The organism is Carboxylicivirga sp. M1479 (assembly GCF_007097485.1).
Classification (GTDB): Bacteria; Bacteroidota; Bacteroidia; order Bacteroidales; family Marinilabiliaceae; genus Carboxylicivirga.
Window position 1 is genome coordinate 13,485 of record NZ_VKDE01000038.1, and the last position, 14,929, is coordinate 28,413.

Annotated in this window: 10 protein-coding genes; 5 read left to right on the forward strand and 5 right to left on the reverse strand. The window is 37.6% G+C overall.

Annotated features, from left to right (window positions below; translation table 11 throughout):
• Positions 1–323: 323 nt before the first annotated feature.
• Positions 324–2,306: a glucosamine-6-phosphate deaminase gene (locus FNN09_RS18600; RefSeq protein WP_143303993.1), complete on the reverse strand. Its 1,983-nt coding sequence runs from the start codon at positions 2,304–2,306 to the stop codon at positions 324–326.
• Positions 2,307–2,558: 252 nt separating this feature from the next.
• Positions 2,559–5,057 carry a serine hydrolase gene (locus tag FNN09_RS18605; RefSeq protein ID WP_185969063.1) on the reverse strand — a complete coding sequence of 833 codons (2,499 nt, stop codon included), beginning with the start codon at positions 5,055–5,057 and terminating at the stop codon, positions 2,559–2,561.
• A gap of 233 nt (positions 5,058–5,290) precedes the next feature.
• Here FNN09_RS18605 and FNN09_RS18610 point away from each other — a divergent pair, with 233 nt between their 5' ends.
• The gene (locus FNN09_RS18610; RefSeq protein ID WP_255434179.1) at positions 5,291–5,731 is read left to right on the forward strand and encodes a response regulator; all 441 of its coding nucleotides are present in this window, start codon (positions 5,291–5,293) and stop codon (positions 5,729–5,731) included.
• A 25-nt stretch (positions 5,732–5,756) separates the two neighbouring features.
• Here FNN09_RS18610 and FNN09_RS18615 read toward each other — a convergent pair whose 3' ends face one another.
• A complete protein-coding gene (locus tag FNN09_RS18615; protein WP_143303995.1) occupies positions 5,757–7,715 on the reverse strand; it encodes an OmpA family protein in 1,959 nt (652 codons plus the stop codon).
• 384 nt (positions 7,716–8,099) lie between these two features.
• On the opposite strand from FNN09_RS18615, the gene FNN09_RS18620 reads away from it, so the two are divergent.
• On the forward strand, positions 8,100–8,933 hold the full coding sequence (locus tag FNN09_RS18620; protein WP_143303996.1) for a nitroreductase family protein: 834 nt from the start codon (positions 8,100–8,102) through the stop codon (positions 8,931–8,933).
• A gap of 9 nt (positions 8,934–8,942) precedes the next feature.
• On the opposite strand, the gene FNN09_RS18625 is transcribed toward FNN09_RS18620, so the two are convergent.
• Complete coding sequence (locus tag FNN09_RS18625) at positions 8,943–9,206, reverse strand: YkgJ family cysteine cluster protein (protein ID WP_143303997.1); 264 nt, start codon at positions 9,204–9,206, stop codon at positions 8,943–8,945.
• Between the two features lie 79 nt (positions 9,207–9,285).
• On the opposite strand from FNN09_RS18625, the gene sfsA reads away from it, so the two are divergent.
• From sfsA to FNN09_RS18640, 3 genes are all read left to right on the forward strand, one after another.
• On the forward strand, positions 9,286–9,984 hold the full coding sequence (sfsA, locus tag FNN09_RS18630; RefSeq protein WP_143303998.1) for a DNA/RNA nuclease SfsA: 699 nt from the start codon (positions 9,286–9,288) through the stop codon (positions 9,982–9,984).
• A 148-nt stretch (positions 9,985–10,132) separates the two neighbouring features.
• On the forward strand, positions 10,133–12,013 hold the full coding sequence (locus tag FNN09_RS18635) for a hypothetical protein (protein ID WP_143303999.1): 1,881 nt from the start codon (positions 10,133–10,135) through the stop codon (positions 12,011–12,013).
• Entirely contained in the window at positions 11,997–13,916 is a 1,920-nt protein-coding gene (locus tag FNN09_RS18640) for a DUF3857 domain-containing transglutaminase family protein (RefSeq protein ID WP_143304000.1), read from the forward strand. Before FNN09_RS18635 ends, FNN09_RS18640 begins: the two co-directional genes overlap by 17 nt.
• A 54-nt stretch (positions 13,917–13,970) precedes the next feature.
• On the opposite strand, the gene FNN09_RS18645 is transcribed toward FNN09_RS18640, so the two are convergent.
• On the reverse strand, positions 13,971–14,894 hold the full coding sequence (locus FNN09_RS18645) for a DUF6263 family protein (RefSeq protein WP_143304001.1): 924 nt from the start codon (positions 14,892–14,894) through the stop codon (positions 13,971–13,973).
• Between the last annotated feature and the right edge of the window lie 35 nt (positions 14,895–14,929).

Sequence of the window (14,929 nt, forward strand, 5' to 3'; positions counted from 1 at the left end):
TTTAAGATTAGTGTCATATAACTTAGATTGACGCCCTTCTATACAGGCATTAGATCTATATAAATTTGAGAAAGTATATTCCATACTGAGCAAGATGGCTTCCAAGCAACAATTATCAAGATATTTGTTCGCATGCATATGGTTTTGTAGAAGCACTACGCCTATTATTGCTCCAATCACCTGTTGCCAATTGACACCACTACTCTATTCTTGAAGCCTTGACTCCGTTTTATTAGAACATAAATCATCAACAAGTGACGTTAGTACCAAAAAGAAAAGCCCGAAGATTATCTCCGGGCTCATCAGTATTTTTATCTGTTGGCTTATAAAAATTCGTATCGTACAAAAGCTTCAAAAGCTTCGTATTCGGCCATTCCAAGTTCGTTATAGGTTTGTGCTGTACCTCTGTTACGGTCTTCAGCACGCTGCCAAAACTCTCTGTTGTCGCCACCTAAGAACATTGCTCCATCTTTCTGCGATTGGTGCTTAAAAATAGCGTTACGCTTGCGCATTAACTCATCAGGACTGATTGGCACAGCCATTTCGATGTTATGCATCTCCCACTCATGCCAAGCACCGCGGTATAACCATACCCAGCAGTCTTTCATCCATGCTTCTTTCTTTAATACATCAACCGCCTGGAAAATAGCATCTAAACAAACACGGTGTGTACCATGTGGGTCAGATAAATCACCTGCTGCAAATATTTGATGTGGCTTAACCTCTTTAATTAAGTCAGCTACAATCTTAACATCGGCCTTACCCATTGGGTGTTTTTCAACACTACCCGACTCATAAAAAGGTAAGTTCAAGAAATGAACATTCTCATCCTTTACATTGGCATAACGACATCCCGCTTTAGCTTCACCCACACGTATTAATCCTTTAATACGACGAACCTCAGGTAAATCAACCTGGTCTGGTTTCTTATTGGCTAAGAATTTGCGAACCTTATCGTGCTCTGCCTTAATCTTCTTATCGTCTTCGGTTAAGCCTGTGGTGTAATCACCAATAAAATCAAGGTAACGCAACACATCATCATCCGATACAGCAATACTACCCGATACCTGGTAAGCCACATGCACCTCATGTCCTTGGTCAACCAAGCGTAACATGGTACCTCCCATCGATATTACATCATCATCGGGGTGTGGACTAAAGATGATCACACGCTTCTTCTCAGGTGACTGACGCTCTGGACGATTGGTATCATCGGCATTGGGTTTACCACCTGGCCACCCAGTAATGGTGTGTTGCAACTCATTAAAAATACGAATATTGGTTTGATAGGCCGAACCTCTTTCAGCAATAATATCTCCCATTCCGTTATCATTGTAATCGCGATCGCGCAACTTAAGAATTGGCTTTTGCACCTTTTGACACAACCAAAGAACAGCCTTCTTAATTAAACGATCGTCCCACTCTACACTATCAATTAACCAAGGTGTTTGAACACGCACAAGGTCTGCAGCAGCCGCCTCATCAACAATCATTTTACAATTCTCGTGATTCTGTAAAAACGAAGCAGGTATTTCTTCTGTTACACCACCTTCAATGGTCTTTTTAAGTATAGCAGCTTTCCCCTCGCCCCATACTAATACTCTAACACGTTTGGCATTTAAAATGGTTTTAACACCCATGGTAATAGCCTTACGCGGAGAGTTGTCCATTCCAAAGAAATCAGAGGCAGCCTCTGTTCTGGTAATGTTATCTAAAGGAACAATGCGCGTTAAAGAGTTGGCCGATGAACCTGGCTCGTTCAAACCAATGTGGCCTGTTCTACCAATACCAAGTATCTGCATATCTATACCACCAACCTTTTGAATTTTCTCTTCAAAAGAATGGCAGAATTCGTAAATCTTCTCCTGAGGAATCGTACTATCTAAATAGTTAATGTTCTCTTCAGGTATATCAATGTAATTGAAAAACTTCTCGCGAATATTACGGTTAAAGCTTTGTAAAGCATCAGGTGTAATAGGGTAATACTCCATTACATTAAACACAATAACGTGCTCAAAACTAAGCCCCTCTTCTTTATGCATACGAATAAGCTCAGAGTAAACTTCACTTGGTGCTGAACCAACAGCCAATCCTAGTACACATTTACCTCCTTCTAATTCTTTAATTTTAATAATTGAAGCAATTTCAGAAGCAACAGCTTTTGAACCTTCAGTAGAAGAACCATAAATTTTTGTGGATACTTTTTCGTGCTTAGTAATTAATGCTCGAAGGTAAGGATCATCGTGATAACCTTCATTCTTGAATTTCCCAGCTGGAGAAATTTTCTGATTGAATTTTTCTATCATAACTACGTTAAATTGACATTTCTGGTTTTAGATAGCTGCAAATTTACAATTTATAATGATTAAAAATAAATAAAACAGAAAGTTTTAGTAACCTTTTTTGAATAATTTAAAAGCTATCGAAAGCTTCACATGATTGTTTAATTACTTTTAGCCATGTTATCCATAATTAAATTGGTGCTTCGCCCAAACCCAAGTTATGACTAAAACAGTTAAGGTAAGCATCGAAATGGATGATTTATACCGTCATTCTTTTTAATCAACTAAAGTATTGTATACAACATCCTGAATCTTGGTCCGCACATTCATTTCTATGAGTTTTTTATTAAACGAACGTGGATGAATCCTGTTGGAAAGAAAAATATACATCAGATCATGTTCTGGATCAATCCATAAAATGGTACCCGTAAAACCAGTGTGGCCAAAAGAAGCTGGCGATGCCTTATGCGATACATGACTGTTCTCGTCGGGTTCTAAGCGCGGTTTATCAACACCCAAACCTCGCCTATTACCATGGTTATAGGTTTTTGTAAACTTACCAATGGTACGTGGCTTTATATATTGTACTCCTCCGTACGATCCTTCATTCAATAACATTTGCCCCAGCTTAGCTAAATCGCCTGCGTTAGCAAATAAACCTGCATGAGCAGCTACTCCACCCAACATGGCAGCCCCCTGATCATGCACATAACCATCTAGCAATACTCGTCTAAAACCTAAATCCTTTTCGGTGGGAACTATTTCACGTGTTGCATAGTTTTCTAAAGGTTTGTATAGCATTTTGTTGGCTCCCAAAGGTTGACTTATGCGATGATAAAAAATCGAATCGAGCCTCTGCTGCTCTTCAGATTCTATAATCCTCTGCAATAAATAATAACCTAAGTCGCTGTAACGATAATTCTTACCCTCCCGTAAATTGGCGTTATAAATGAAATGGTACATGGAATCAACATAATGCTCATGCATGAACATGGTGTTGGTCAACTGCCTGTTATAACGATCACTCTCGGTTTTACTAAAAACATCTTTTCTATAGCGAGCATATTTATTCTGATACAAACGCGTATCGACCCTAATGTTATGTAACCACGAATAATGCCTGCTATACAACGATCGCTTGTTTAAGGAATTTCGATCCAGTGCCTTGTAGTGAAAAGGAATATAGCTGGGTAAGCCACTCTGGTGAAGCAGTAACTCCCGTATGGTAATATCGGCCTTATCCGTTGTGTCAATATGAGGAATATATTGATTGAGCGTAGCTTCCAAATCCAATACTTCCTCTTCGTACAATTGCATAACCAAAGGAAAAGTAACCGCCAGTTTAGTAATGGAGGCCACATCGTACAAATCACTGTTAGCAACCCGCTGCTTTTTACTATAGGTATGATGACCATAACTCTTTTGTACAACAACATTGCCCCCTTTAACCACCAGAAGCTGAGCACCAGGCGTTGCTTTCTTCTTTATGGCATCATAAACAATGCTATCAATCTTAAATAATGAATCAGCCAACATGGACGAGGCAAACGACTTATTAAAGCCTAAACGAGATTGTAAAGTTCCTAGCCTTTTATAATTATTATCACACAAAAACCGATCGTGCTTTGACTTACCGCTAACAGGAAGACCCGCATAGCTGGCCTGAGCCAAGAGTGACCACGTATATTGCATCTGCTGTGGCATCAAAACAAAGGCATCAAAATAATTACATGCACTAGATAGTGTTTCTTTGCTTATTGAACCAGCATAAACCAACACATTAGCCCTGCCATCATGGAGCGTATCCGTTTTTAGCTCATCAAACACCTGCAAAAGCCGATCTTCTTGATCGCAAACCACAAACTGCAAATTAGCCTGATCTATATTGGCAACCTTTGTAGGATGATAAAACTTAACATGCTCATTAAAGGCCGCACTTTTACTTTCTGTATTATTTTGGATGAAATACTTTAAGGTATCTACTCTTTGAATGGGTAATAAATCTTCTTGCTGATAAATGGCAATTGATTTCTCATAGGCTTGATAACGCAGTTCTTTCAGTTCTGCTACATTAGTTAAAGCATCCAAAGTATCAGCACGCATTATTTGATAATTGAGTAGCTTTTCGATGCGTACATCCAAATCTTTTTCAGGCACAAATCCATTCAGTACAGCTTCAGTTAGTTGCGTTCTGCACTGTGTCCACTTATCATCCCAAAAGAGTAAGTCTCTTTTTAAAATATCCTGAAAAGAGATAGTTAAAGGCTTTGCTGGCTCCCAAATTTGCATTGCTTTTAAATCTGTGACAGACTGCAGGCTTTTGTCTTTTATCTCAAGAGAGTCCTTTGCTTTTGAGTTGGCTAATAGCTCATCTAACAAATCACAGGGAAAATCAATAACCTGGATATACGAATTTTTATAAACAGAGCTATCACCCAAATACAAACGTGCAATATTTTCTTCGTCGTGCGGTGTTATAATACCATCGTAACCTAAGTTTGTATAATGTTGAAATAGATTCCTCTTGTATTCTTTTACAAACGCTTTATCGCTAATAGATCGGTAAGTTTCAGCACTGGGACGTGGTACCGATAATGAGTCAAGACGAGTGAAACGCGTATCATAGGCCCAATAGCTATCAAATCGGGTATTACCAAGGTGCACACTATCTTTATTTAGCTCGGCTTGAGGAAGCACAAAAAGCATTGCCACCTTTTCTTCAACAGATAGTTGATGTATGGTGGTGTCGGCCCTACTTATTGCCTGTGATGACATTAAGCAAGCAAATAACAATAATGTAACTAAAAACTCCCTCATCATAAATTATTACCCCAATACTCTGCTAAACGAAAATAAATAAAATTGGTTATGCCCAAAGCTAAATTCATGCCAAAATTAAATTAAGAATGCCTAACAAAGCACAAATGGCAAGAGATAGAACAAGCTTTGAGCTATCAGTTTTTTTTGAACAGTTTGGATAATAGGGAAACATCAGCTACTTTTAGTCGTTGAAAAAGGATATTAACCCATCGTATAAAGAAATGAGTGTAAGTGATTCAATTAACAATTCGCTAGTTCAGGATTGGGGAGCAAAGGTTATTTTGGTGGTTGAGGATGTTGATACCAACAAAATATTTTTTGATGCCGCGTTGCGCAAGACCAATGCAAAAATCCTGTGGGCTAAGGACGGTAAAGAAGCTATAGAGTTATTCAAAGCCAATGTTATTGATTTGGTTTTAATGGATTTGCAATTGCCAATTATGGATGGGTATACCGCTACTCGTGAAATAAAGGCGATTAACAAAGAGATTCCTATCATTGCACAAACTGCCCACGTTATGTCGGGAGAACGCGAAAAATGTATGGAAGCTGGATGTGATGATTATTTGGCAAAACCTATTCGATTGCAAATTCTAATGGATACGCTCTCAAAATATTTAAACAAATAAGAAACTGCCCTCGGGCAGTTTTTTTTTACTCTATTTTCACCACTTTCAACTCAGTTCGTCGGTTTTTAGACTTTCCTTCTTCAGTATTATTACTTTCAATAGGCTGCGTAAAACCATATCCTTTATAACTAAGCTGCGCTGCCTGCGCTCCATTAGCAAGTAAAAACTCATAAACCGCTTTCGCTCTGTTACCCGATAAGGCATCGTTGTAGGACTTGGAACCAGTATTATCGGTATGTCCGCCTATTTCAACTTTTACATTTGGGTTTAAACGCAATAAACGCAACACGTAATTCAGCTCTGTATCCGAAGCTGAGTTCAATTGATAGGAGTCTGATTCAAAAAACACATTACGAAGCACAAACTTTTCCCCTTCCTTAATCTTTCTCAAATAAACATTGAGCTGCTGGGGCTTATTAATACTGGCATTACTGGCAACATCAAAGTTATCGGAATAAAAAAGATAGCCTTCTTTTTGAATATTAAGTGCATAAGCATCACCAGCTGGTAAACAAAACAGGAACTCTCCCGAATGTGGCGCCGTGCTGACCCTTGCCGACAATTCTCCATCAGGCATTTTATTTATACGAATATCAGCCAACAGCACATCATTGGTCTCCTTATCAAACACCCGCCCTTTTACATAGGTAACTGGCTTTGGACGTATTGATTTAGGCAAAGTAAACTGATATAAATCTTTATCTTTTCCCTCGTCTAAACCATCGGATGAAAAATACCCCAAGTCGCCCTGAGCATTGATAACCAGTCCAATCTCATCATTCTCGGTATTTAAAGGATAACCAAGGTTACTAGGCCTTTGCCATTGTCCTTGCTCATTCCTTTGAGAATAAAACAGGTCCATGGCTCCCATTCCAGCCCATCCATCCGATGAAAAATACAATGTTTGATTGTCGTGGTGGATAAATGGAGAGTTTTCATCCCCAAATGAATTGACATTAGGCCCCAAGTTCTCAGCTTTGCCGAAAAACGGCGTTCCATCGGCTTTAAAACCAGTTATGCTAGCTCTCCAAATATCTTTTTTACCCTCTCCAGATGGTCGGCTACTCACGAAATAAAGGGTTTTACCATCGGCCGAAAAACTTGGCTGCGACTCCCAAAAAGGAGTGTTCACTGGCGCACCCAGGTTAGTTGGCTGACTCCATCCATTGGCTATGCGTTTTGAAAACCAAATATCACAACTTCCTTTTCCGCCTTTTCGACCACAAGCCGTAAAAAACATCCAATTACCATCAGCACTCAAAGCCTGAGCTCCCTCATTTCCATTGGTATTAAGAGACACAACAGATTCGCGCATCTTCCATTGCCCATTATCTTTAAGTGATATATAAAAGTCTTCTCTAAAATTCTGTGCGTTCTTTACCATACCCGAAAGGTCATCTGCCAGTGGATCCTTTGGCACCAGAACCGTGAATATCATTGTTTCGCCATCTGCACTTAAGCTTGGCCAGTATTCATCCAAATCGCTATTGATATTATCCCCCATATTAACAGGCTCAATAAAAATAGGATTAACAACTGCTTCCATGGCAAACTGTGCTTTTTCCATCCAAAACTCAGGATTTAGCTTAGTTCTTTTGTTCTTATTGTGCTGCATGAATGTAGTCATCCAAAAAGCAACCTCATCATACTGCTTAGTATTGTACATGGCCACACCCATATTAAACAATGCAGGAACGAAATAAGTGCTATCAATTGCCAAGGCTTTCTCTAAGGATGCGACCTCTTGTAGATAATTCTTCTGCGTAAAGTAAATGTCAGCTTTTAATAAATAGGCTTCTATAAAACTATTCTCTTTTTTAATAGCAGCATTTAAATGATTAATAGCGTCATCGTAGCGATAACCTGCATAGCTGCGTTGTGCTAATTCAAAACTAGCAATGGCTTTTTTTGATTTGACACTATATTTTTGTGCATCGATTTGACTGCAATAAAGGCTAACTAATAGAAGTAATAGATATTTCATACGGTCGTTCTTACGCACTTTGCCCTATTTAGTTTTAAATTAAACCACTTTTAAACATCATTTAATCACACAGAAAAAATACGCCTTTAGAGTTGTTCTATTTTGAGCAAGTTATAACTAGTTTTTATTGATGGCGAAATAAGCAATTATTTTTATAGCACCCCAAGATAATTCACTACTTCATCCGTATTTAATAGTATTGATTGATGGCTTTTTTTGAAAATTAATTTATATCAATTCAAAACAACCAGGTAAACACTTCATTTAATAACACTTACCCACCAACTAAGAACTCAATTCAAAGACATTTAAAGTCAGCCCACCCAAGTGGTTTTATTATAGTATCAGCTATACTTATATTTGCCCACCCACAACAAAAAGCATATGATTGAGATAACGAGTGAGACTTGTACTAAGTGTAAAAAGTGTGAACGCATCTGTCCTGTATCAGGCATAAACATAGCGGACAAAAGCATTAGTAAGGATTGTATTGAATGTCATCATTGCGGAGCTATCTGCTCCCAAGAGGCAATCAACCATAAAAATACAATCGGACACACAACACAAAATAACATACAACCATTCGATTTTGAGCTGTTAATGCAACAACGCAGAACACACCGCATATTTAGCACTCAAACGGTACAACCCCAACTGCTCAAAGAGTTTATTGAAAACATGCGCTTTAGTCCAACAGCAAGTAACCTGCAGAGTCTAAAGTTCACGGTGGTTACCAACAAAAGCAAATTAAAAGAAGTTAATGACCTCAGTATTTCAACCTTAACAAAAGCTTTTAATGCGCTAAATAGCTTTACTGTACCAATAATGAAAGTCTTACTTGGTAAAAGTAAGGTTAAGAAGATGGAACAGTCTAAGCGGAAATTCATTAACAAATCAATTAGCAACCAAGATATGATTTGTTATAATGCTCCTGCACTCATTGTCATTCACGGTCAGGATAGTCCCGTTGGAATGCCAACACACGATGCCAGCATTTGGACAGGCATGGCCACTTTATACGCCGAATTACTTAATTTATGTACCTGTATCAACGGCTATATTGTTAATGCAGCTAAGCGGAACAAAAAGATTAATGAGGTTCTACACATTGATAAGAAAGACCAAATTTATGCGGCTATTTTAATTGGTTACCCATCGGTAAAATTTAAAAGTAAAGTTGAGCGTAAAATGCCTCAAGTTAGTTTCATAGCTGATTAGTTGCATCAACTATAGGTGGTCCCATTTTGTTAAGCCTTGTAGTTTTGCCAATATTTCAATGGCTTCGTTTCTACAGGTGCCACAAAATTCTGGCTCAGGGGTAAAACCTCCACATACCTTAGGTCGTTTAGGCGATTCAAAAATATCGCATCTGTAATTTTCGTCAAGATGCGGACAGTGAACTCCACCAGCCTTGCCCTCTGGCAATTTTGGTAAAGCCGATGAAATGCTTGGCACAATACAGCAAGCCCCACAATTATCACGACACTCCATAGAATTACTTTTTTAAAGGGCACAAAAGTATATCATTATTTGCAGAATATTTACTTTTGCAAGCAAAGAAATGATGCCTATGAAGTTCTCAACTCCCTTAATACATGGCTACTTAATAAAGCGATACAAACGCTTTTTGAGTGATATTAGGCTTGACGATGGCAGCATTGTTATAGCACATTGTACCAATAGTGGATCCATGAAAACCTGCATTGAGGAAGGTGCCGAGGTGTACTTATCTCCAGCCACAGATCCCAAACGAAAAACCCGTTTCACCTGGGAAATGATAAAAATAAATGGAGCCTGGGTAGGCGTGCATACATCGCATCCTAACTTAATAGCCTACAACGCTATTGTAAATGGAGAAATCCCTCAACTTAAAGGTTATGAATCGTTACAGAGGGAGGTTAAAACTGGTAATAGCCGAATAGACATAATGGCTCAAAAACCGAATGAAACATGTTTTATTGAAGTTAAAAATGTAAGCATGAGAGACGGGAAATACGCACGTTTTCCAGATGCGGTGACCACCAGAGGGAAGAAACATCTTGAAGAATTAATACAATTAAAAAAAGAAGGCATCCGTGCTGTAATGCTATACATCATCCAACGTAGTGATGTGGAAATATTTGCAACGGCTAATAATATTGACCCTGATTATACCTCAACTCTAAAGAAGGCCTTTGAATTGGGAGTGGAAATAATTCCTATTAGAGTAAAAGTAAATCCTTATGAAATTAGTATTGATAAGGAGTTGCCATTTGATCTTAACGCATAGTACACATACGTTACAGTATAGTTCATATAAAATAATAACACATATAACCATTCTAAATTAGGACATAACATACATAATAACACACTATTTTGTCTAAGGGTATTGGATTATGATTATTTTAGGATAATGTTAATTTAAACCAACCCACATGAAAAAATTACTATTAACACTGCTGTTTGCAACAGTATATATTGCAGTGCACGCTGAAAAACCCCCGATTAAATTTGGCAAGGTAAGTAAAGAAGAATTGGCTATGACCGTTTACGAACCAGATACCTCAGCTGCTGCTGTTGTGTTATGTAAATATGGTCGTTTCTATGCCAATGAATATAAATTTTCACGTATCGAGCGTATTAAAGTCTTTAAAAAAGCAGGCACCAAGTATGCTGAGTTTGTTCTTCCTGGTCGAGAAGATGATACCTTCAGAGGGCGCACTTATAACCTGGTAGACGGAGAAATTGAAGTGACCAAACTTAAACGTGAGTCGATATTTAAAGAACGTGTATCGGATCGTTATTATAGATACCGTGTAGCATTACCAAATGTTAAAGTTGGTAGTGTGTTTGAAATAGAGTCGTCATCAAGTGGACTACCTACAGAATGGGCATTTCAAAGAGGCATACCTGTAAAATGGTGCGAAATTATTTTAGAAGAATCTAGCTACATCAACTTCCGTAAAAAAATGGTTGGATACGAATCGATTACAAGTCCATCAAGTAATCGCTTTATCGCTAAAAATATCCCAGCCTTTAAGTCTGAGTCATACATGAACTCTAAGAATAACTACATCACCAAATTTGAGTTTGACATCCTCAGTATCAACGTACCAGGATATTACGAATCTTTCACAACCTCATGGGAGGCTGTAAATGATCGTCTGATGGAACACGACCGCTTTGGCGCTTCTCTAAAAAGTAGTTCGTTATATATAACAGACATTAAAAAAGAAATTGAAAATAAAAATTTAGAACCATTAGAAAAGGCTAAGGCAGCCTATGAAGCTATTAAATCCATTAAGTGGAATAACGAGGCCTGGATATTTTCGTCACAAGAGAATCTCAATAAGGCTTTTAAAGAAAAAGTAGGAAATAGCACGGATATTAACTTCCTCCTCCTACAATTATTTAGAAAGCTCGATATTGAAGCATATCCGGTAGTTATAAGCACCAGAAGAAATGGCATACTCAATCCGTTCTATCCAAGCTACGAAAAACTTAATTACACTTTAGTAAGTGCTGTAATTAACGAAAAAGAATACTTGCTTGACGCCACTGAAAAGGAACTCTGTTTTGGCATGCTACCATCGCGTTGTCTAAATAATAATGGCAGAGTGGTGACTAATCAAAAAGGTAAATGGGTTGATATAAAACCACAGTTTAAAAAGCAAGAATCCGTTTTGTATGATTTGAAATTAGACAAAGAGCTCAATCTTGTTGGAGAAATCAATTACAGTCGCAGTGGTTATGCTGGTTACAATTTCAGACAGGATTATAAAGAGTATGCTGGTGATGAAGATTACCTTACCTCACTAGAAGGCAAATACAGTGGTTTAATTATAAAGGATTTTACCATTAAGAATATTGAAGACAATGACAAGCCACTACAAGACAAATACACCGTTAAGTTGAGCAATAAAGTGGAGCGAATCAATGATATAATTATGCTGAACCCATTTTTGCTCGAAAAAATAAGCGACAATCCATTTAAGTTAGAAGAAAGAAAATACCCTGTAGACTTTGCATATTGTCGCAATAAATATTTAGTATCAAAAATTACTATTCCAGATGATTTTATTGTATCAGAAATTCCAAAACCAATTAAAATCATCTTTCCTGATAAGTCGGTTAGTGTTCAGGTAATGCACCAACATATGGCAAATACCCTAACAACCATTTACAAGTTCAATATTAATAAAGTTATGTTTTTGCCTGAAGAGTACGAATACCTGAAAGCAGTATACGAGCAAATTATTAAAAAACATGCCGAACCAATTATCCTAAAACCAAATACCGATGCAGCAAGCTTGTAAAAAATTATTCACTATCGTTATTGCTATGTGCATTCATTCGCAGGTTTTACAAGCGAAAGATGCTCCACAGTATGCAGTTGACCTAATTCCTACTGAACTAACAAAGGATGCCAATGCAGTAGTTCGAATAAATGATGTTGTTTTTGAGATTTTTTCGGATACAAAAGCTAAAGAAACAACTAAGTATGCTGTCACAATTCTGAAAGAGGGGGCTATAGATATGGCCATACTAAATCTGAATTACGACAAACTCTTTAAAGTTTCATCAATTGTTGGCAATATTTATGATGCCAATGGAAAAAAAGTTAGAAAAATAAAGAATGATGAAATAAGAGATATTAGCGCCATAAGCGGCTCTACCTTGTTTTCTGATAATAGAAGAAAGTATATTGATCCCGATTATTATGCCTATCCATTTACAATTGAATACTCGTATATTACAGAATACAACACCTTATTTTTCATGCCCAATTGGGTGGCATTTGATGGTTATAACGTTTCCACACAACACTCTAAACTCACCGCTATTGTAGATAATAGTTACACCTTAAGGTTCTTAGAAAAAAACATAAAAGTGAAAGAGAGCCAATCTGAGGATAACAAAACTATTTACGAATGGATGGCAAGTGATGTTGCAGCTACTAACTACGAAATTCTTAGTCCAAACATCTTTGAAAATGTACCATCTGCCCGATTGGCAGCCACTAGTTTTAAAATGGATGGAATCAATGGCTCTCTCAACTCGTGGAACGATATGGGTGTATTTATGAATAAATTAATTGCAGATAGGGATATACTGCCGGAGGAGACCATTAATGAACTGAAGCAACTCACCGCAAACGCTGAGAGCAAAGAAGAAAAAATTAAAATACTATACGAATATTCTCAAAAAAAGAATCGCTACATAAGCATTCAGGAAGGCGTAGGTGGTTGGCAGCCATTCCCCGCTGAAACAGTTGATCGCCTTTCGTATGGTGATTGCAAAGCCCTTTCTAATTATACCAAATCATTACTAAAAGCCGTAGGTATTGAATCATATTACGCTCGCATTTATGCCGGACAAAATATCTACTCGGCACCCAAGGATTTTTCTATCAACACCTTTAACCATGTTATTTTATGTGTCCCTTGCGATACAGACACGATATGGCTAGAGTGCACAAGCTCTGATTCGCCGTTGGGATACATGAGTGATTTTACCGATGACAGGTACGCACTGCTTGTTAAAGAAAATGGAGGTGAACTTATTAAAACGCCCCACTATACAGCTGAACAAAACAGACAAAATACCAACTGCACCATTAGTTTTACCGATAACTTCAATTTAGATATTGATGCTAAAATATCGTACAGTGGAGCTAACTATGGTGATGAATACTATTTACTTCATAGAGATGAGAAGGACCGACGTAAAACTATCATCAATAGAATTGACATTCCAAATTTTAAATTAATAAACTATCATTTAGAGGATGACAACGACAGGACACCTGTTTTTACGAAAAACTTACAGCTCGAAGCGTCCAATTATTGCTCTCAAATGGGGCAACGAAAACTATTAAAACTCAACTTATTAAATAGCTTTAATGGCGTACCAAACTACGCTCGAAAAAGGCGCAACCCTGTACGCATACAGCGTAATTACAGCGAATGCGATACAATTAAGTATCAGCTTCCAAGCGATATATCAGTAGAAGCACTACCTAAAAAGACCGAGCTTGACACCAAGTATGGCATTTATAAAAGCTCTGCTGAAGTAGTTGATGGAGATATTATTTACTATCGATACTTCCAAATAAACAAAGGCGAATACCCAAAAGAAGAGTTCAATGATTTTAGAGATTTTCTTGAAAAGGTATCTTCGGCCGATAACGCTAAAACAGTTTTAATACCCAAAGCATAAACAACAAAAAAGCCGGCTAACGCCGGCTTTTATATATACTATTTTACCTAGTAACTACATGCTTGTATAAGTTGATTCACTGGTGATTTTCATTGGCATCTCCATTGGCGCAGGTAACTGAGGCGATTCAATAGCCACATTACCATCCAATTTTTGCAACATTTTTATTTCATTTGGCCAGCCCGTTTTCACATTTATATCTGCAGTAAACGACAACTCTCCATTTAAATCAAAATGCTGTACCATGCCCATTTGCTCTTTCGAAAGACCTTCTTCAGTAGCCATGGTACCCGAACCAGATAACTTAACAGCCTCTTTGCTAACCACATCAACATTATAATTAAAGGTATTGTTAATTGTTATTGGCTGCATTAGCTTTGTTTTAGTAGTCCATTTGGTACCAACTTTCACCTTATCCTCGGGGTACACAATAAACATATTAGCTAAGGTATGCTTCATGTTATCATCTGAAAACTGACCTGAAAGCGTAGATTTCATCATCTCGGCCTGCTGTGGATTATCTCCAAAAACCGTTACTAATTTCTGAGCAACCTCCTCAAAACCTTTCACTTCCTCAATATTACCTCTGTCATCAAATTTCAACTGAAACGTATGACCAACCATTAAATCAAACGATTTATTGAGCGGATTCGTAGCATCGGCCGAAGCATCATTAGAGTCGTAACTCATATTCATCATGGCACTTTCCATTTTAAATACCATGCTTTCGAATTTCATATCAGCAGAATAAACATTACCTGTTTTGCCTTTTATAGCAACAGTAATATCACTTCCAAAGGTATTTTTAATCGTTTGTGTCATTCCCGATATGTTTTGCTCAATACCCTGCGTTGTCATCTGCTTTAAACGATAGGTTTCGCCCACTTTAAGCTTATAGCGTAATGATGTTTGTGCCGAAACATTTAACGACAATAAAATAACTGCAACAATTAGCAATGCCTGATTTAGCCTCTTCATGTTATTAGGTTTAAAAATTATAAGTGTTACGAAGC